At 68.6% G+C, this 18,651-nt stretch carries 14 protein-coding genes; 7 read left to right on the top strand and 7 right to left on the bottom strand.

Annotated elements, in window-relative coordinates:
• The first annotated feature begins 161 nt into the window (after nucleotides 1-161).
• The gene (locus K7G19_RS04905; RefSeq protein WP_226106081.1) at nucleotides 162-1,424 is read left to right on the top strand and encodes an MFS transporter; all 1,263 of its coding nucleotides are present in this window, start codon (nucleotides 162-164) and stop codon (nucleotides 1,422-1,424) included.
• Between the two features lie 75 nt (nucleotides 1,425-1,499).
• Here the strand turns inward: K7G19_RS04905 and K7G19_RS04900 are convergent, their stop codons facing one another.
• Together K7G19_RS04900 and K7G19_RS04895 are read right to left on the bottom strand one after the other, a co-directional pair.
• Nucleotides 1,500-2,249: an IclR family transcriptional regulator gene (locus K7G19_RS04900; protein ID WP_226106080.1), complete on the bottom strand. Its 750-nt coding sequence runs from the start codon at nucleotides 2,247-2,249 to the stop codon at nucleotides 1,500-1,502.
• Nucleotides 2,250-2,318: 69 nt separating this feature from the next.
• Complete coding sequence (locus K7G19_RS04895) at nucleotides 2,319-3,836, bottom strand: AMP-binding protein (RefSeq protein WP_226106079.1); 1,518 nt, start codon at nucleotides 3,834-3,836, stop codon at nucleotides 2,319-2,321.
• Nucleotides 3,837-3,985: 149 nt separating this feature from the next.
• Between K7G19_RS04895 and K7G19_RS04890 the strand changes: the two genes are divergently transcribed.
• Both K7G19_RS04890 and K7G19_RS04885 read left to right on the top strand, forming a co-directional pair.
• Nucleotides 3,986-5,047, top strand: a complete 1,062-nt coding sequence (locus K7G19_RS04890) for a cyclase family protein (RefSeq protein ID WP_226106078.1) — start codon at nucleotides 3,986-3,988, stop codon at nucleotides 5,045-5,047.
• A 99-nt stretch (nucleotides 5,048-5,146) separates the two neighbouring features.
• The gene (locus K7G19_RS04885) at nucleotides 5,147-6,154 is read left to right on the top strand and encodes a tripartite tricarboxylate transporter substrate binding protein (RefSeq protein ID WP_226106077.1); all 1,008 of its coding nucleotides are present in this window, start codon (nucleotides 5,147-5,149) and stop codon (nucleotides 6,152-6,154) included.
• Nucleotides 6,155-6,191: 37 nt separating this feature from the next.
• Here the strand turns inward: K7G19_RS04885 and K7G19_RS04880 are convergent, their stop codons facing one another.
• From K7G19_RS04880 to K7G19_RS04870, 3 genes are read right to left on the bottom strand one after another with little or no spacing between them, the layout of a single operon-like run.
• Nucleotides 6,192-7,208 (bottom strand): tripartite tricarboxylate transporter substrate binding protein, encoded by a 1,017-nt coding sequence (locus K7G19_RS04880; RefSeq protein ID WP_226106076.1) that lies wholly within the window; start codon nucleotides 7,206-7,208, stop codon nucleotides 6,192-6,194.
• A gap of 54 nt (nucleotides 7,209-7,262) precedes the next feature.
• The gene (locus tag K7G19_RS04875; protein ID WP_226106075.1) at nucleotides 7,263-7,724 is read right to left on the bottom strand and encodes a MaoC family dehydratase; all 462 of its coding nucleotides are present in this window, start codon (nucleotides 7,722-7,724) and stop codon (nucleotides 7,263-7,265) included.
• Nucleotides 7,721-8,986, bottom strand: coding sequence for a CaiB/BaiF CoA-transferase family protein (locus K7G19_RS04870; protein ID WP_226106074.1), 1,266 nt, complete (start codon nucleotides 8,984-8,986; stop codon nucleotides 7,721-7,723). Before K7G19_RS04870 ends, K7G19_RS04875 begins: the two co-directional genes overlap by 4 nt.
• A 99-nt stretch (nucleotides 8,987-9,085) precedes the next feature.
• Here K7G19_RS04870 and K7G19_RS04865 point away from each other — a divergent pair, with 99 nt between their 5' ends.
• The 4 genes from K7G19_RS04865 (at nucleotide 9,086) to fdhF (ending at nucleotide 16,474) form a co-directional block, all read left to right on the top strand.
• Nucleotides 9,086-9,976, top strand: coding sequence for a LysR family transcriptional regulator (locus K7G19_RS04865; RefSeq protein WP_226106073.1), 891 nt, complete (start codon nucleotides 9,086-9,088; stop codon nucleotides 9,974-9,976).
• Between the two features lie 408 nt (nucleotides 9,977-10,384).
• A complete protein-coding gene (oxlT, locus tag K7G19_RS04860) occupies nucleotides 10,385-11,704 on the top strand; it encodes an oxalate/formate MFS antiporter (RefSeq protein WP_226106070.1) in 1,320 nt (439 codons plus the stop codon).
• 159 nt (nucleotides 11,705-11,863) lie between these two features.
• On the top strand, nucleotides 11,864-13,573 hold the full coding sequence (locus K7G19_RS04855; protein ID WP_150082545.1) for an NADH-ubiquinone oxidoreductase-F iron-sulfur binding region domain-containing protein: 1,710 nt from the start codon (nucleotides 11,864-11,866) through the stop codon (nucleotides 13,571-13,573).
• Nucleotides 13,574-13,651: 78 nt separating this feature from the next.
• Nucleotides 13,652-16,474: a formate dehydrogenase subunit alpha gene (gene fdhF / locus K7G19_RS04850; protein WP_226106068.1), complete on the top strand. Its 2,823-nt coding sequence runs from the start codon at nucleotides 13,652-13,654 to the stop codon at nucleotides 16,472-16,474.
• Nucleotides 16,475-16,599: 125 nt separating this feature from the next.
• Here the strand turns inward: fdhF and K7G19_RS04845 are convergent, their stop codons facing one another.
• Both K7G19_RS04845 and K7G19_RS04840 read right to left on the bottom strand, forming a co-directional pair.
• Nucleotides 16,600-17,625, bottom strand: coding sequence for an alpha/beta fold hydrolase (locus tag K7G19_RS04845; RefSeq protein ID WP_226106066.1), 1,026 nt, complete (start codon nucleotides 17,623-17,625; stop codon nucleotides 16,600-16,602).
• A gap of 222 nt (nucleotides 17,626-17,847) precedes the next feature.
• Nucleotides 17,848-18,447, bottom strand: coding sequence for a TetR/AcrR family transcriptional regulator (locus tag K7G19_RS04840; protein WP_149316225.1), 600 nt, complete (start codon nucleotides 18,445-18,447; stop codon nucleotides 17,848-17,850).
• Nucleotides 18,448-18,651: the final 204 nt, after the last annotated feature.

The raw sequence follows: 18,651 nt of genomic DNA, 5'->3' as shown, positions 1-18,651 counted from the left end.
TCTCCTTTCGCGTCGTCGATGAGGGTGTCGATGTGTTTCAGTATGCTGAAACATGATTCTCTATATTGACATTATAGAAGCCCGCCCTAGAATCCGTGCAAGCGTGGCGGCCGGCACGGCCGGTCGGCGCGCGCACAAGAAGATCGACAGCGGAGACAACGATGAAGTGGTATCGCGAGTTGAGGAAGGACGAGCGCCGCACCTTCGTGGCGGCATTCGGCGGCTGGGCGCTGGACGGCGTGGACTTCATGATGTTCACCTTCGTGCTGGGCACGTTGATGTCGATCTGGCAGATCGACCGCACGCAGGCCGGCATGCTCGGCACGGTGACGTTGCTGGTGTCCGCCGTCGGCGGATGGCTGGCCGGCATCCTCGCGGACCGCTATGGCCGTGTGCGCGTGATGCAGTGGACCATCCTGTGGTTCTCGGTCTGCACGCTGCTGCTCGGCTTCGCCCAGAACTTCGAGCAGGCCTTCGTGCTGCGCGCGCTGCAGGGGCTCGGCTTCGGCGGCGAGTGGGCTGTCGGCTCGGTGCTGATGGGGGAGATCGTGCGCGGCAAGCATCGCGGCAAGGCGGTCGGCACGGTGCAAAGCGCATGGGCGGTCGGATGGGGCATTGCCGCGATCGCCTACACGCTCGTCTATTCCTTCGTGCCGGAGGAAATGGCGTGGCGCATCCTGTTCTGGATCGGCATCCTGCCGGCGTTGCTGGTGTTCTACATCCGCAAGCATGTGCCCGAGCCCGAGGTTTCGGCCAACGCGCGCGCCGCCGCGGCCGCGCGCGGCGAGACCGTGCCGTTCCATCGGATCTTCTCGCGCGGGCTGCTGCGCACGACGCTGCTGACCTCGCTGCTGTGCACCGGCGTGCAGGGCGGCTACTACGCGATCACGATCTGGCTGCCGACGCTGCTGCGGACCAAGTACCAGCTATCGGTACTCGATACCGGCGGCTATCTGATGGTGGTGATCGTCGGCTCGTTCTGCGGCTACCTGGCCGGCGCCTATCTGACCGACTGGTGGGGACGGCGCGCCAATCTCTATGTCTTCACCGTGCTGTCCGGGCTGTCGATCTGGTTCTACAGCCAGTACGACATCAGCAACAGCCTGATGCTGTGGCTGGGCTTCCCGCTCGGCTTCGCCGCCTCGGGCATCTATAGCGGATTGGGTGCGTTCCTGACGGAGTTGTTCCCGGCGTCGGTGCGCGCCAGCGGGCAGGGGTTCGCCTACAGCTTCGGGCGCGCGGTGGGCGCGCTGTTCCCGACGCTGGTCGGCCACCTGAGCCAGAAGATCGGGCTCGCGGCCGCCATCGGCGCCTTTGCCGCGGGCGCCTATGTGCTGGTGCTGATCGCGGCGCTGATGCTGCCGGAAACGCGGGGCAGGGATCTGGAGGGCAATCCGGAGGCGGTACCGGCTTCGGCGGAATAGGCGAGGCGCGGAGGGTGGCGCGAGGGCTGCGCGGAGGGCGGCGCGGGCCGGAAAGACGCCCGCGGCCCCCGCGCCTCAGGCGGCACGCGTTTCGAACGACGCGCGCCAGTTGCGCGCGAACGCGGTGATCAGCTTCACGTGCCGGTCCAGCGCCGGCTCGATCCGTGTCGACGGGCCGGCAATCGCCACGGCGTAGTACTCCTTGCCGATGCGCATGGCGTCGGCCACCGCGCTGACATCGTCGAAATACTCGCCGCTCGACATATACCAGCCGCGCGCGCGGCTCGCCTCCAGGTCCTTGAGCAGCGCGGCGCGCGAGGAGATCGATTTCCTGCTGCGCCGGGCGAACTGCATGCCGGCGATCATCGCGTCGCGCTCGTCGTCGGGCATCGTGCCGAGCAGCGCCTTGCCGACCGCGCTGGCGTAGAGGGGGCGCGTATCGCCGACACGGACGATGAAGCGGATGCTCTGCTCGCTCTCGAGGACCTCGACATACTGCGCGGTGGCGCCGACCAGCTTGGCCAGCACCACCGTTTCCTCGCACTTGTCGCGCATCTCGGCGAGCGCCGGCACGATCCAGTCGGGCAGCGGATCGAATTCCTCGATCGAGCGCGCCAGATGGCCGAGCAGCCGGGTCATGTAATAGCCGCCCTGGGTCTTGCTTTCCATCAGGTAGCCGCGCGCTTCCAGCGTCTTGACCAGGCCGTGGCAGCTGGACAGCGGCATGCCGGTGGCCTTGGCGAGCATCGACACGGACATCGGCCGGCGCTCGCGCGCGAAGGTCTCGATGATGTCCAGGGTTCGGCCGGCGGCGGGTACGGTCATGGGCTTCGGAATAGGCGAGGAGGATGGGGAGCCGAGTCGGCTGAACGGAATGATAGCGGATCGTTCCGCTCAGCCAGGCGATCCGCGGCCCTGTGATGCGGTCTTCAGGTCGATCGTCGCGGCGGAGTTCCTGGCCAGGCGGAAGCGCTGGATCTTCTGTGTCGGCGTCTTGGGGATTTCGCTCGCCAATTCGAGATAGCGCGGCACCATATGGCGGGGCAGCGCGGCGCGCAGGTGCGCGAGCAGCGCGTCGGCATCGAAGGCGGCGCGCGGCACCACGACCAGCTTGATCTCTTCCTCCAGTATCTCGTCGGCGACGCCCACCGCCGCGCAATCGGCAATCTGCGCGAACTTGAGCGCGGTCAGCTCGATCTCCACGGGCGAGATCATCTCGCCGCCACGGCGGATCAGTTCCTTCTTGCGGCCCTCGAAGTAGAGAAAGCCATCGGCGTCGAAGCGGCCGAGGTCGCCGGTATGGAACCAGAGATTCTCCATTGCGGCGAGCGTCTCCGCCGGCTTGCGGAAATAGCCGCTCATCATCACGTGCGGCTCGCGCGGCCGCACCGCGATCTCGCCGATCTGGCCCGGTGCCAGCGTGCGGCCATCGTTGCCGAGCACCACCACGTCGAAATCGTCGCGCGCCGCGCCAACCGAGCCAAAGCGATAGCGCGAGCGCGCATTGATCGTGACGAGGCCGCCCGTTTCCGTCATGCCATAGAGCTCATGGACCTGTACCGGCAGCAGGCCGTTCAGGCGCTCCCATACCGCGCGCGGCGCCCCGCCGCCGACGCACCAGCGCAGGCTGGTCTGCACCCGTGCGGTCCATTCCCGAGCCAGGATGCTGAGCACCGTGCCGACATAGGTGAAGCCGGTGGCGCGGTAATGCGCGGCCTGTTCCAGGAATCTCGACGCGGAGAAGCGCGCGACGATCGCCACGCTGCAGCCGGTGGTCAACGCCGACATCACCGAATACATCTGCGGATTGGCGTGATGCAGCGGCAGGAACGTCATGATGCGGTCGTCCTGCGTGATGCCGATCGCCTCCGCCACCTTCTCGCCCGCGGCCAGGTACGAGCGATTGGGAATCACCACGCCCTTGGGCTGGCCCGTCGTGCCGGAGGTGTACAGGATGGCGGCGGGCGCGTCGTCGTTCGCTGCGGCCGGCGCCGCGGGCGCATGCGAACCCACTGCGGCGAGATACGCGTCTTCGCCGGCAAGGCCGTGGACCGCGATGCCGCAGGAGGCGGTTTCGGTGGCGAAGCGCGCCTGGTCGCTTGTCTCGCACAGCAGCAGGCGGGATTCGCTCTGGCCGACGATATAGCGCAGCGGCTCGCCGAACATCTCGTGGCTGACCGGTACCGCCACCGCTCCGCGCGCCAGCAGCGAGAACCATGCGAACAGGAACAGCGGCCGGTTGCCGATCGCCACCACGACGCGGTCGCCCGGCTGGACCGCCAGTGTCTCGAGCCAGGCGGCGCCGCGCAGCGCCGCTTGCGCGACGGCGCCGAACGTCCAGCGCTGGTCTTCGAACAACAGGAACGGGGCGTCGGGGCGTTCGCTCGCCATGCGCAGCAGACGTGAAATCACGGTGGTCTCCAATCTTTCAGTATATTGAATAGTGAATCAGCCGGTTGACATTGTAAGGTCGGCGGCTAGAATTCGGAAGCGGTTTCGCTTTGCGCCGGCCTGATCGATGCGGCGAGCCGCGCGACGACAACGACATGGGGGACAAGCAGATGGCATCGCGATGGAAACGCCGGCCCGAGGGCTCGACATGGGGAGACTTCGGCGAGGACGATCAACTGGGCCGGCTGAACCTGCTGACGCCGGACAAGGTCAGGCAGGGCATAGCGGAGGTGCGCGAGGGCCTGTCGTTCTGCCTGAGCATGCCGCTGGATTTTCCGGGCGGCGCCGTGCTCAATCCGCGCCGCCATCCGCCGCGGCTGTCGCCGACGCTGCAGGACGGTTGCCCGTGCCTGAACTTTCCGCTTGCGCGCCTGGACGCGCGCAATACCGACGTGCTCAGCGATGACCAGGTCACGCTGGCGCTGCAGTACTCGACGCAGTGGGACTCGTTTGCCCATGTGGGCGCGTATTTCGACGTGATGGGCAACGGCGTCAGGGAGAAGGTCTACTACAACGGCTATCGCGCCAACGAACACGTGGTCGGCCCGCGCGACTACGGGCCCGATGGCGATGGCGATGGCGAGGGCGATGTCGATGTCCCCGGTCCGCACGGCGCGCATGCGCTGAGCGTCGCCAATATGGCGCGCAAGGCGATCCAGGGCCGCGCGGTGCTGGTCGACCTGAAGAAGCATTTCGGGCTCGAGCGGCACCATGTCGGCTACGACGACCTGATGCGCGTGCTCGATGCCGACGGCATCGCGATCGCGCCGGGCGACATGCTGGTGCTGCGCACCGGCTTCACCGAGGTGCTGGTCGGCATGAATCGCCAGCCCGATATCGACGTGCTGAACCGCACCGCCAGCGTGCTGGATGGCCGCGACGACGCGCTGCTGCAATGGATCACGGACAGCGGCGTGGCGGCGATCTGCGCGGACAACTATGCGGTCGAAGGGCTGCCCGCGCTGGAAACCACGCTGGGCCAGCGTCCGGCGCTGCCGCTGCACCAGCACTGCCTGTTCAAGCTCGGCGTGCCGCTGGCGGAGCTATGGTGGCTCGCGGAGCTGGCCGACTGGCTGCAGGCGCGCGGACGCTCCGCCTTCCTGCTGACGGCGCCGCCGCTCTACCTGCCCGGTGCGGTCGGTTCGCCGGTCACGCCGGTGGCGACGGTGTAGGCGGTGACGGTGTAGCGGGCGCGCAAGACGCAATAACCGCCAAACAAGCAAGAACCGCGGAAACCGCGGCGACTTCCAACAACGACACGGAGACAAACGATGAACCAGCATGCCTTGCGCGCTGGCGTGGCGGCGCTCGCCCTGGCGGCGACGCTGCTGCCCGGCGTCTGCACCGCCGCGCCCGCCGCGGCGTCCACCACGCAGGCGGACGGCTATCCCAACCGGCCGATCCGCATGATCATCGGCTTTCCGCCCGGCGGCCCGACCGATATCGTCGCGCGCGTCATCGGCCAGGCGCTGGGCGACAGGCTGGGCCAGCCGATCGTCGTCGAAAACCGGCCCGGTGCCGGCGGAAACATTGCCGCCGAGGCCGTGGCCAAGGCGCAGCCCGATGGCTACACCTTGCTCTACAACACCTCGTCGATCGCGATCGCGCCATGGGTCTATGCGCACGTGAACTACGACCCTGTCAAGGACTTCGCCCCGGTGGCGCTGACTGCCGAGATGCCGCTGGTGCTGATGGTCAATCCGTCGGTCCCGGCCAGGACGCCGAAGGATCTGGTGCAGCTGATCCGCAGCCGGCCGGGGCAATTGAACTACGGCTCGTCAGGGACCGGCGCGATCGAGCATCTGTCGTCGGCACAGTTCAACACGATGTTCCACCTCAAGGCGACCCATGTCCCGTACAAGGGCACCGCGCCGGCACTGGTGGACTTCCTGGCCGGCGAGACGCAATTCATGATGACCACGCTCAATACCGCGCTGCCGTATATCCGCGACGGCCGGCTCAAGGCGCTGGCCGTGACCTCGCGCCAGCGCACGGCCACGCTGCCGGACGTGCCGACCGTGGCCGAGGCGATGTCGGCGGACTACGCTTCCACCGCGTGGCAGGGCCTGGTCGCGCCGGCGAGGACGCCGGCCGCGGTGATCGGCAAGCTGAACCAGGCGGTCAACGCGGTGCTGGCCAACCCGGCGGTGCGCAAGGTGCTGGCCGAGCAGGGCGTGGATGCGCTCGGCGGCTCGCCGGAACGCTATGGCGCCTTCATCCAGTCGGAATATGCGCGCTGGCAGAGCGTGGTGAAGGCGTCGGGGGCGAAGATCGAGTAGGCGGGCCGCAGGCGTGGCGCCGGATCGCCGGATCCCTTCAATCCAGCGTCACGCCGGAATCGTCGATCACCTTGCGCCAGCGCTCGACCTCGGCGGCCAGATAGCTGCCATAGGCTTCCGGCGTGGAGCCGCGCGCTTCGGCGCCCTGGGCCGCCAGGCTCGCGCGGACTTCGGGCGCGGCCAGCGCCTTCACGGTGGCGGCGTTGAGCTTGCGCACGATCTCGGACGGGGTCTTCGCCGGGACCATCATGCCCTGCCAGGCGGCCACCTCGAAGCCCGGCATCACGGTCTCGGCCACCGTTGGCACATCGGGCAGCTGGGCATTGCGCTTCAGGCTCGTGACCGCCAGCGCGCGCAGTTTCCTGTCGCGGATAAAGGGCAGCGACGAGTTGATGGTGTCGGCCATGAACTGCACCTGCCCGCCCGCCAGATCGGTCAGCGCGGGCGCGCTGCCCTTGTAGGGCGCGTGTACCGCGCGGATGCCGTTGGCCTGCAGGAACAGGAAGGCGGCCAGATGCGTGACATTGCCATTGCCGGCCGAGCCGTAGGTCAGCTTGTCGGGCTGGGCCTTCGCATACTGGATGAATTCCTGCAGGTTTCCGACCGGCACCTGCGCGTTGACCTCGATCACCAGCGGCACCGCGGCCGTCAGCGCCACCGGCGCGAAATCGCGGCGGCCGTCGTAGCTCAGCTTGCGGTAGAGCGTTGCGCTGAGGGCGATCGACGAGGTGTTGTAGAGCACCGTATAGCCATCGGCCGGCGCCTTGGCGACCAGCTCGGCGCCGATATTGCCGTTCGCGCCGGGGCGGTTGTCGACCAGTACCTGCTGGCCGAGCTCGTCGGACATCTGTTTGGCGATCACGCGCGCCACCAGGTCGGTCGGGCCGCCCGGCGGGAACGGCACCACCAGCTTGATCGGCCGCGAGGGAAAGCCGGCCGCGTGGTTGGCCGCATTGTCCGCCGCGTGTGCAGCGGCGGGGATGACGCTGAACGTGATGGCCGCGATCGTCGTCGCCATGGCGGCGAGCGCGCCGGCGATGGGCTTGGCATGCATGGTGGTCTCCTCCGCGCGGCGTCCGGCCGCGTCGATTTTGTTCGTGGGGGTAGATCAGCGTCCGGCCAGCAGGCGCCGGGCGGTATAGGTCATCACGTTCTCGTTGCGCTGGTTGTAGACCTCGATCAGCGAATCGACAACGGCGCGCCCGCTCTTCGAGGTCGGCCGGATGCCTGTGACCTTGACCGTCGCCCAGATCGTGTCGCCGACCACCACCGGACCGTGGATCTTCTGCGTCAGCTCCAGCATCGCCAGGCCAGTGCCCTGGATCATCGTCTGCAGGATGAAGCCTTCGATCAGCGCATAGGTCAGCGCGCCGGGCACCGGCCGCCCGCGAATCGCGCCGGCGTCGTAGCCATCCTCGATGAAGATCGCTTCCAGCATGCCGGTGACGCCGATGAAATTGACGAGGTCGGTTTCGGTGACCGTGCGGCGGAAGGTGCGGAAGGTCTGTCCTTCCTCGAGGTCTTGCCAATGGAAGCCCTGGCCGAGGCGGGGCAGGTTGTCGTGGTTCATCGCGTCTCCTGATGGGGGATCTCGTTACCTGGATTGGCCGCGGCATCGCCGGCGGGCTGGATTGCCATGCAGCGGGTCGCGCCGCTTGTCAACATCGCATCGAGTTCGGCGGCCGTGACACCGGCGCTGGTCAGTACCGCGGCCGTGTGCTCGCCCAACCGCGGCGGCATGCCGATCGGCGTGCGCGCTCCGTCGAAGCGCACCGGCGCGCCGGGAAAGCGCAGCGTGCCCATCGCGGGATCGTGCAGCGAGGCGAAAAACCCGGTGGCCCGCAGATGCGGATCGTCGGGCAGCTCGGACAAGGTATTGACCTTCGCCACCGGAATCTGCAGCGCTTCGCAGACGCCGAGCCAGTGCGCGGTGGTTTGCTGCAGCACGATCTCGCCGGTGATGTCGTACAGCGCCTCGATATGCGTCGTGCGCGCGGCGATGCCGGCAAAGCGAGGATCGGCGGCCAGGTCCGGCCTTTGCGCTGCCGTGAAGAAGTCGCGCCAGTGCCCGTCGGTGTACGGCATCATGCAGACGTGGCCGTCGGCGGTGCGATAGGGCCGGCGCAGCGGCGCGAGCACGCGCGGATAGCCGGCCGGGCCGCGCGGCGGATCGAAATGCAGGCCGTACAGATGCTCGACCAGGTTGAAGGCGGCCATCGATTCGAACATCGGCACCTCGACGAGCGTGCCGCGCTGCTCGCGCTGCCGGCGTTGCCCGCGTCCCGCCAGCGCGGCGCAGATGGACAACGCCGCGATCAGGCCGCAGGTCTTGTCCGCGGCGATGGTCGGGAAATAACGCGCGTCGCCGGTCTGCTCCGCCATCAGGGCCGCATTGCCGGCCAGGCCCTGGATGATGTCGTCGTAGGCCGGCTTGCCGCCGTAGGGGCCGTCCTCGCCAAAACCGAGCAGGCTGGTATAGACCAGGGCCGGATGGCGCGCCATCACGTCCGCCGGCGCCAGGCCCAGCGCCGCCAGCTTCTGCGGCCGCATGCTGTGCATCAGCACGTCCGCGGTGGCGAGCAGCCTTTCCATCGCGGCCTGCGCCGCCGGCTGCTTCAGGTCCAGCACGACGCTGCGCTTGCCGCGATTGACCCCGAGAAAGATCGCGGCCATGCCGTCCTCGGCGGCCGGTCCGGTGTGCCGGGTGGAATCGCCGTCGGGCGTCTCGATCTTGATCACTTCCGCGCCCAGGTCCGCCAGCCACTGGCTGGCGTATGGGCCCATCACCACGGTGGAAAGGTCCACCACGCGGATGCCTGCGAGAGGCAGCATGCCCTGTCTCCGTCTCGTTGTTTTGCCCGCAGGGTAGGGCAGGCCGCACGGCGGGTCTAATATTAGTTTTTTGAGAAGCGATATCGAGGAGATATCACGATGGATCTGCGTCAACTGCAGCAGTTCGTGGTGCTGGCCGAGACCGGCAACTTCCATCGCGCCGCCGAGCAGCTGCATATGGCGCAGCCGCCCTTGTCGATATCGATCCGCAAGCTCGAGGCGGACATGGGCACGGCGCTGTTCGAGCGCACCTCCCGCGGCGTGCGGCTGACTCAGGCCGGCGAGGCCGCGCTGCACGATGCGCGCCGCTCGCTGTTCCATGCCGCGCAGGCGCGCGCGGCCGCCGCGGCGGCGGCCAATGGCGAACGCGGCGCGCTGCGCATGGGCTTCATCGGCTCGGCCACCTATGCGTTGCTGCCGAAGCTGATCCCGGCGTTTCGCGCCGCGCATCCCGGCATCGAGCTGGTGCTGCACGAATCGACGACGGCCGCGATCCTGCAGCGGCTGGAGAACCGCCAGCTCGACGCGGGTCTGGTGCGCTTCCCCGTGCTGAGCACCGGCGACTTCGTGCTGACGCCGCTGGAGAACGATGGCTTCGTGGCCGCGGTGTCGGCCGACAGCCCGCATGCGCGCGGCCGTTCCATTGCCTTGCAGGCCCTCGCCGGCGAGGACTTCATCATGTTTTCCGGCGCCGAGGTGCCGAGCCTGCGCGCCGTCGCGATGCTGCTGTGCCAGGAGGCCGGCTTCGTGCCGCGCGTCGCGCAGGAGGCGGTGCAGGTGCAGACCATCGTCAGCCTGGTCGAAAGCGGGCTGGGCGTGGCACTGGTGCCCGGCGTGACCGCACGCCATACCAATCGGCGCGTGCGCTTTCTCAATCTGTCGAGCCCGAAGCCGGCCGCGCGTATCGGCATCGCGCTGGCGACGCGTGCGGATGCGCAGGACCGCCAGGTACAGCGGTTGCTGCGTGTGGCGCGGGCCGCGGTGCGCTAGGGGTTTTCCCGTGCCGTCTGCGGGGGCCGGACCGATGCCGCCCGGCAGCGGCCACCACGCGCCGCTCGCCGTGCCGGCACGCCATTGATGCCGGGGCCTTGGCTAACTCCCTGATGTCCAGACGCTGTTCAGTCGGACCGCGGCGCGCTTGATGCGCGTCTCGCATCAATCGGCACGTGTGTGTCGAGCGGCGTTCCCGCGTCGCCTCGCGGCCCGCCGCGCACCGGCAGCACGCAAGGTCGCCAGGCCCGGTAAGCCACGGCAAAAACCCCTTGACTCGACTGATATACCACATACTGTATAGCACTAGACGGCAGCAGCGGACGTCCTTGCCGCCGCCGCATGAGAGGCGCCATCAGGCTCCCATTCCCAATCGACGCGGTTCCCCACCGCCGAAAAGGAGACACCATGGAACAACCGCAAGACGCGCAGCGCTCGCCCTTTGCCTCGCCGTGGGTCCAATTGGCCTTCGGCGTCATCTGCATGGCGATGATCGCCAACATGCAGTACGGATGGACGCTGTTCGTCAATCCGATCGACGAGAAGCACCAATGGGGACGCACCGCGATCCAGGTTGCGTTCACGATCTTCGTGGTCACCGAGACCTGGCTGGTGCCGATCGAGGGCTATCTGGTCGACAAGTACGGGCCGCGGCCGGTGGTGGTCGGCGGCGGGCTGTTGTGCGGCGTGGCCTGGGTGCTGAACTCGATGGCCGAGTCGCTGCCGATGCTGTATTTCGCCGCGGCGGTCGGCGGCGTCGGCGCCGGCGCGGTCTACGGCACTTGTGTGGGCAACGCGCTGAAGTGGTTCCCGAACCGGCGCGGGCTGGCGGCGGGCATTACCGCGGCGGGGTTTGGCGCCGGCTCTGCGCTGACCGTGGTGCCGATCGCCTACGTGATCAAGAACAGCGGCTACGAGGCGGCGTTCCTGTGGTTCGGCCTGGGGCAGGGCCTGGTGGTGTTCTTCCTCGGCATGGCGCTGTATCCGCCGTCGGCGAAGATCCTCGACGAGGTCAAGAGCACGCTGAAGGCGGCGGCCACCTACAACGCCTCGCCGCGCCAGGTGCTGGCCTCGCCGATCTTCTGGATCATGTACGCGATGTTCGTGATGATGGCCGCAGGCGGGCTGATGGCCACCGCGCAGCTCGGCCCGATCGCCAAGGACTTTGGTCTCGACAACACGCCGGTGTCGATCCTCGGGCTGACGCTGCCGGCGCTGACCTTCGCGCTGACGATCGACCGCGTGCTGAACGGCCTCACGCGTCCGTTCTTCGGCTGGGTCTCCGACAATATCGGCCGCGAGAACACCATGTTCATCGCCTTCGCGGTCGAAGCCGTCGGCATCCTGCTGCTGTCGAAGTATGGCCATCATCCGGTCGCCTTCGTGGTGCTGACCGGCGTCGTGTTCTTCGCCTGGGGCGAGATCTACAGCCTGTTCCCGGCCACCTGCGGCGACACCTTCGGGCCGAAGTTCGCCGCCACCAATGCCGGCCTGCTGTACACGGCCAAGGGCACGGCCGCCTTGCTGGTGCCGTTCAGCAGCGTGATCACGGCGGCCACCGGCGACTGGCATGCGGTCTTCATGCTGGCCTCCGGCATGGCGGCGTTCTCGGCCTTGCTGGCGGTGTTCGTGCTCAAGCCGATGCGCGAGGCCCATATCCGCAAGCATGTGCATGCCAGCGCCGTTCACCCGATGGGCTTGCAGCCGGTGCCGGACGATCTGACGTAGCGGCGTCTGCAGCAAGGGCGGGCGCGCCCACCGTGATGCCGGTGGGCGCGGGAATCAGCAGCGGCGGCAGGGCCCGCGGCCGATGGCGCTATCATCGACCCGGCGGCGCCCCCCAACGCCGCTTCCCACAGGCATCCAGGACAACGAACAGAGATGACCATGAATCAGGTCGTGATCCCCATTCCGGTCGACAGCATCGGCCGGCAGCGCAAGCGCCGCCAGCCCAAGGGGCGGCAAGTCGACCCCGCCGCGCTCGCCGAGGTGCGCGCGCTGCTCGGCGAGGCGCCGCGCCGGCGCGATCTGCTGATCGAACACCTGCACGCGATCAACGATCGCTATGGGCAGCTCGCCGCGCCGCATCTGGCGGCATTGGCCGCCGAGATGAAGATGGCGCAGGCGGAGGTCTACGAGGTCGCGACCTTCTATCACCACTTCGACGTCGTGCGCGAGGATGCCGATGGCGCGATCGCGCCGCCGCCTGCGCTGACCGTGCGCGTTTGCGAGGGCATCGCCTGCGAGATGGCCGGCGCGCAATCGCTGCTCGACAAACTGCCTGCGCTGCTCGGCACCGACGTGCGCGTGGTCGCCGCGCCCTGCATCGGCCGCTGCGAGCGCGCGCCGGCGGCGCTGGTCGGACAGAATCCGGTCGACGTGGCCAGCGCGGAGGCGATCGTCGAACGCGTGGCCGCGGGCGCGGTGCGCCACGAGCCCGAGCCGTACGTCGACTACCAGGCGTATCGCGAGCAGGGCGGCTACCGCACCCTGCGCGCGGTGGCCGACGGCGCGCTGTCCGCCGACGACGCCATCGCCACGATGGAGCATGCGGGACTGCGCGGCCTCGGTGGTGCCGGTTTCCCGGCGGGACGCAAATGGCGCATCGTGCGGGCCGAGGACGGCCCGCGCCTGATGGCCGTCAATATCGACGAAGGCGAGCCCGGCACCTTCAAGGACCGCTTCTATCTGGAGCGCGATCCGCATCGCTTCCTCGAAGGCATGCTGATCGCCGCCCGGGTCGTGCAGGTCGATGCGATCTATATCTACCTGCGCGACGAGTACGCCGGCTGCCGCGCGCTGCTGACCGAGGAACTGCGGCGGCTGCGCGAGGACCCGCCATGCGCGGACCTGCCGCCGATCGAGTTGCGGCGGGGCGCCGGCGCCTATATCTGCGGCGAAGAGTCCGCGATGATCGAATCGATCGAAGGCAAGCGCGGCTGGCCGCGGCTGCGCCCGCCCTATGTGGCGCAGGTCGGCCTGTTCGGCCGGCCGACGCTGGAGCACAACTTCGAGACGCTGTACTGGGTGCGCGACATCCTGGAACGAGGACCTGAGTGGTTCGCCGGGCAGGGCCGGCATGGACGCAAGGGACTGCGCTCGTTCTCGGTGTCGGGCCGCGTCAACAAGCCGGGCGTGCATCTGGCACCGGCCGGCATCACCATCACGGAGCTGATCGACGAGTATTGCGGCGGCATGCTCGATGGCCATCGTTTCTACGGCTACCTGCCGGGCGGCGCGTCGGGCGGCATCCTGCCCGCCTCGATGGGCGATATCCCGCTGGACTTCGACACGCTGCAGCCGCATGGCTGCTTCATCGGCTCGGCGGCAGTGGTGGTGCTGTCGGACCACGATCGCGCGGTCGACGTGGCGCGCAACCTGATGCATTTCTTCGCGCACGAGTCCTGCGGCCAATGCACGCCCTGCCGCGTCGGCACGGCCAAGGCCGTGCAGCTGATCGCGCAGCCGCAGTGGGACCGGGAGGCGCTGGCCGACCTGTCCGCGGTGATGCGCGATGCGTCGATCTGCGGGCTGGGGCAGGCCGCGCCCAATCCGATCGACTGCGTGATCCGCTATTTCCCGCACGAGCTGGCCTGAGCGCGAGCAGCCGCAACAAGCCGCAAGCAGCCCGAAGAAGCCGCCGTACGACAGATCCGACAGATCCAAGAGACCGCCATGAATGCATTGACCCGCGCCGAACGCGCCCTCGTCCAAGCCTCCGATCCCGCTTCGGTCGCCTTCCAGCTGAACGGCCGCGAGGTGGTGGCCGCGCCCGGCGAAACGCTGCTGCAGGTGGCCAGGCGCGAGGGCGTCGAGATTCCGCACCTGTGCTACAAGGACGGCCTGGAGCCGGCCGGCAACTGCCGCGCCTGCATGGTGGAGATCGATGGCGAGCGCGTGCTGGCGCCGTCGTGCTGCCGCCAGCCGGCGAACGGCATGAAGGTGCAGACCGATTCGCCGCGCGCGCGCAAGGCGCAGAGCATGGTGCTCGAGCTGCTGCAGTCCGACATGCCCGAGACCGCGTACACGCGCGACAGCGAACTGGACCAGTGGTCCGCGCGCCTCGAGATCGGCAAGCCGCGCTTTGCGCCGCGCGCACCCGTGGCGCCCGATCTGTCGCATCCGGCCATCGCGGTCAATCTCGATGCCTGCATCCAGTGCACGCGCTGCCTGCGCGCCTGCCGCGACGAGCAGGCCAACGACGTGATCGGCATCGCGCTGCGCGGCGCCGACGCTAAGATCGTGTTCGACATGGACGATCCGATGGGCATGTCGACCTGCGTCGCCTGCGGCGAATGCGTGCAGGCCTGCCCGACCGGCGCGCTGATGCCGGCGCGCGCCGCCGCGCTGGCGGTGCCTGACAAGCAGGTGCAATCGGTCTGCCCATATTGCGGTGTCGGCTGCCAGCTGACCTATCACGTCAAGGACAACCGCATCCAGTACGTGGAAGGGCGCGACGGCCCGGCCAATCACGCGCGGCTCTGCGTCAAGGGCCGCTACGGCTTCGACTACGCCGCGCACCCGCACCGGCTGACGGTGCCGCTGGTGCGCCGAGAGGGCGTGCCCAAGCGCGGCGATGCGGTGATGGACCCCGAGCGCGTGATGGAGGTGTTCCGCGAGGCGACGTGGGAGGAAGCGCTGGCGCTTGCCGGCGGCGGCCTCGCGCGCATTCGCGATACCCACGGCAAGCGCGCGCTGGCCGGTTTCGGCTCGGCCAAGGGCAGCAACGAGGAGGCCTATCTGTTCCAGAAGCTGGTGCGGACCGGCTTCGGCAGCAACAACGTCGACCATTGCACGCGGCTGTGCCACGCCTCGTCGGTGGCGGCATTGCTCGAGGGGATCGGCTCGGGCGCGGTGTCCAACCCGGTGATCGATGTCGGCAAGGCCGAGGTCGTGATCCTGATCGGCGCCAATCCGACCGTCAATCATCCGGTCGCGGCCACCTGGATCAAGAACGCGGTGCGCAACGGCACCAAGCTGATCGTCGCCGATCCGCGGCGCTCGGACCTGGCGCGCTTCGCCTATCGCTTCCTGCAATTCCAGCCGGATACCGACGTCGCGCTGCTCAACGCGATGATGCATGTGATCGTCACCGAAGGGCTGGTCGATCGCGACTTCATCGAGAGCCGCACGATCGGCTACGAGGAACTCGAGCGCAATGTGGCCGCCTACAGCCCCGAGGCGATGGCGCCGATCTGCGGCATCGACGCCGAGACGATCCGCCATGTCGCGCGGCTCTACGCGACAGCGGGCAGCGCGATGATCCTGTGGGGCATGGGCGTGTCGCAGCACGTGCATGGCACCGACAATGCGCGCTGCCTGATCGCGCTGGCGCTGATGACCGGCCAGATCGGCCGGCCCGGCACCGGCCTGCATCCGCTGCGCGGCCAGAACAATGTGCAGGGCGCCTCGGACGCCGGGCTGATCCCGATGATGTATCCGGACTACCGGCGCGTCGACGATGCCGACGCCGCGTCGCGATTCGAGGCGCTATGGGGCACGCCGCTCGATCGCCAGCCGGGTTTGACGGTGGTCGAGGTGATGCAGGCCATCGAACGCGGCGAGGTGCGCGGCATGTACATCATGGGCGAGAACCCGGCGATGTCGGACCCCGACGCGCAGCATGCGCGCGAGGCGCTGGCCGCGCTCGATCATCTGGTGGTGCAGGACATCTTCCTGACCGAGACCGCCTATCTCGCCGACGTGGTGCTGCCGGCCTCGGCCTTCCCCGAGAAGACCGGCACCTTCACCAATACCGACCGCATCGTGCAGCTCGGCCGGCAGGCCATCGACCCGCCGGGACAGGCGCGCCAGGACCTGTGGATCATCCAGCAGATGGCCGCGCAGTTGGGCCTGGACTGGCGCTACGGCGACGTGGCCGAGGTGTTCGACGAAATGCGGCTGGCGATGCCGAGCATCGCAGGCATCACCTGGGAGCGGCTGCAACGCGAACACGCGGTCACCTACCCGTGCCGCGCCGAAGGCGATGCCGGCGAGCCGGTGATCTTCACCGACGACTTCCCCACGCCGACGGGCCGCGCGCGCTTCGTGCCGGCCGATATCGTGCCCGCGGCCGAACGGCCGGACCAGGACTATCCCTTCGTGCTGATCACCGGGCGCCAGCTCGAACACTGGCACACCGGCAGCATGACGCGCAGGGCGGGGGTGCTCGATGCGCTCGAGCCCGACCCGACCGCGCTGGTCCATCCGCTCGATCTGGCGCAGTGGGGCGGCAAGCCCGGCGACGTCATCACGCTGGCGTCGCGCCGCGGCGAGGTTGCGCTGTATGCGCGCGCCGACGAGGGCACGCCGCGCGGCGCGGTGTTCGTGCCGTTCTGCTATTACGAGGCGGCGATCAACAAGCTGACCAATTCGGCGCTCGATCCGTTCGGCAAGATCCCGGAGTTCAAGTACTGCGCGATCCGGGTGACGCTGGGTGGCACACCGCCGGAGCAGTCGAGCTATGGGGGCGGGCAGATCCTGGCGCGGGCCGGCTGAGGGATCGACACGACGGACTTCATCGACCCCAGGTTCGAGTTCGAGTTCGAGTTCGAGGCTGGCGCGGCGCGGGTCCTGCGACGCACGCGCAACGGCATGGCGCAGAGGCGGCCGTAAGGTCGGAATCAGCGGGCCACGCCAAGGTCTTCGGTTCGCACCGCCGAGCGTACCGTCCGCTCGGCATGCTGCGGCGGTATCGCGGCAGCGGGCGCGCCGCGGGACAACAGGCGCTGCGCGAGGAAGGCGACGACCTGATCGATCACGCCCGCATCGCGCAGGATGCGCCGATGGCCCAGGCCCTCGGTGGTCAGCAGCGTGGCGCCGGGCCACGAACCGGCGATCGCGGCGCCGTCTTCCCAGCGCACCTCCTTGTCGTGGCGATCGTGGACGACCAGCGTCGGCGGCACCGGGCGGCAGCGGCCGATATCGGGCACGTTGAACGCACCCCATGGCATGCCGAGCCACTGTTCGCTGTTGCGCTGCACGCGCGCCAGTACCGCGGGCGCGACGCCGAGCTGCCAGGCCAGCGTGGCCGAGGCGTGGCGCATGTCGGCGGGCGCGCCGATCAGCACCGCGGCAGCGGCGGGCAGCCCTTCGCGCAGTGCCAGCGCCGCCGCGGCCGAGCCCAGCGAGTGCGCGACCACCGCATGGATCGGCCCGGCGTGCCAGGCGGCCGCCAGCAGCGCGCGCGACATCTCGATCAGCGAGCTTTGACCGGGGCCCAGCGCACCCGCATCGGAGGCGCCGTGCGACAGCGCGTCGAAGGCGACCACGCGATGGCCGGCGGCGAGCAGCGCGGGCACCAGCGCCTGCCAGTGCGCGGCATTGCCGCCCCAGCCGTGCGCCAGCAGCACCGCCGGGCCTTCGCCGTGCCAGCGGTAGACGCGCACGCGGCGCGTCGCGCCGCCGCCAGTGACCAGCGCCCAATCGGCGCGCGCCCCGGCGAGGAAGGCCTGCCCGGCGGCATCGACGTTCGCGTCCGGCACGCCGAACCAGGCCCGTTCGAAGGCGCGCGCGGTCTGCTCGGGAAACAGCGCCGACGCGGTCTGCCAGCGCAGGCGCCGCCATGCCAGGCCGGCCTGCGCCAGCCGCGCGGCGATCTGGCCCGGTGCGGCCTGGCCGGGGCGAAGGGGAGACAGGGCCTGTGTCACGATATTCACTCCGTTTGCGGTTCCATCCCCAACCCGTCGACCTCGCTGCGCGGCCCCCTCGTGCTTCTCTCGGGCCTCGATAAGACCGACCGGTCGTGCTATTTATCGGCGAAAACATTGCCGAGGAAAAACGTTGCCTCGGGGGACCAGCGCAAACGTTCGGCGCGTGCGGCCTATCCGGCTTGCGGGCGTCCTGTGCGGCCCTGTGCAGTCCTATGCGGCCTATGCCGCCGCGCGTTTGCCTCTCGTGACCAGCGAATGGAAGGCGCGGCGCGCCATCGCCTGCGCATCCGCGCGTCCGAGCATCTTCAGCGATTGCTGGAAGGCCATCACGATGCCGGCCATCTCGAAGGCAATCTGGCGCGGTTCCTCGTCCGCGCCCAGGCTGCCGTCCTGGATGGCGTCCGACGCGACGCGGACCACAATGCCGTTCCAGTCCTTCAGCGCGCGGACCAGCATGTCGCGGATCACGCCCGGCCGGTCGCGATACTCCTGGCCCAGCGCCATGAACAGGCAGCGGCCGCCGGAGTCGGTGCTGCCGATCCATTCGAGCTGCCCTTCGAACAGCGCGCGCAGGCGCGGTATGCCGCGCGGCTGGCGCAGCGCGGGCTGCACCACCCTCGCCGTGAAGCGCTCGATCGCCAGTTCCAGCACTGCCTGCTGCAAGGCCTCCTTCGACTTGAAGTGCGCGTACAGGCCGCTCTTGGACATGTCCGTGCTGGCGGCCAGTTCCGCGAGCGACAGCTGCTCGAATCCGATCCGGGTCGCGGTATCGAATGCCTGAGCGATGATCGCGCTGCGCGTCAGATGGCCTTTTTGCATGCTCGGAAGAATAGCACGACCGGTCGGTCTGTCAAACCGAACTTGGCGCTAACGAGCCCTATTCGCTATTGTGGAAGCACGGGCACTTCAAAGGGCCCGATATCGCGACGGCAGGGCTGGAGGAAAGCCAACCGGCACAAACCGTGAATTCTGTAAAAGTGTTTCCCTGATTACATACGGAACGCGACGTGTGCTCTATACTCG

Origin of the sequence: Cupriavidus sp. DB3 (assembly GCF_020418465.1) — a bacterium.
In the GTDB taxonomy this organism is placed as follows: Bacteria; Pseudomonadota; Gammaproteobacteria; order Burkholderiales; family Burkholderiaceae; genus Cupriavidus; species Cupriavidus cauae.
The sequence above is the reverse complement of the archived record's forward strand: the minus strand, read 5'-3'. Positions and strand labels throughout refer to the sequence as shown.

Bases quoted from the DNA above. Each gene is read 5' to 3' on its own strand.
- K7G19_RS04905 (WP_226106081.1), top strand. From the start codon at position 162: ATGAAGTGGTATCGCGAGTTGAGGAAGGACGAGCGCCGCACCTTCGTG.
- K7G19_RS04900 (WP_226106080.1), bottom strand. From the start codon at position 2,249: ATGACCGTACCCGCCGCCGGCCGAACCCTGGACATCATCGAGACCTTC.
- K7G19_RS04890 (WP_226106078.1), top strand. From the start codon at position 3,986: ATGGCATCGCGATGGAAACGCCGGCCCGAGGGCTCGACATGGGGAGAC.
- K7G19_RS04885 (WP_226106077.1), top strand. From the start codon at position 5,147: ATGAACCAGCATGCCTTGCGCGCTGGCGTGGCGGCGCTCGCCCTGGCG.
- K7G19_RS04880 (WP_226106076.1), bottom strand. From the start codon at position 7,208: ATGCATGCCAAGCCCATCGCCGGCGCGCTCGCCGCCATGGCGACGACG.
- K7G19_RS04875 (WP_226106075.1), bottom strand. From the start codon at position 7,724: ATGAACCACGACAACCTGCCCCGCCTCGGCCAGGGCTTCCATTGGCAA.
- K7G19_RS04870 (WP_226106074.1), bottom strand. From the start codon at position 8,986: ATGCTGCCTCTCGCAGGCATCCGCGTGGTGGACCTTTCCACCGTGGTG.
- K7G19_RS04865 (WP_226106073.1), top strand. From the start codon at position 9,086: ATGGATCTGCGTCAACTGCAGCAGTTCGTGGTGCTGGCCGAGACCGGC.
- oxlT (WP_226106070.1), top strand. From the start codon at position 10,385: ATGGAACAACCGCAAGACGCGCAGCGCTCGCCCTTTGCCTCGCCGTGG.
- K7G19_RS04855 (WP_150082545.1), top strand. From the start codon at position 11,864: ATGAATCAGGTCGTGATCCCCATTCCGGTCGACAGCATCGGCCGGCAG.
- fdhF (WP_226106068.1), top strand. From the start codon at position 13,652: ATGAATGCATTGACCCGCGCCGAACGCGCCCTCGTCCAAGCCTCCGAT.
- K7G19_RS04840 (WP_149316225.1), bottom strand. From the start codon at position 18,447: ATGCAAAAAGGCCATCTGACGCGCAGCGCGATCATCGCTCAGGCATTC.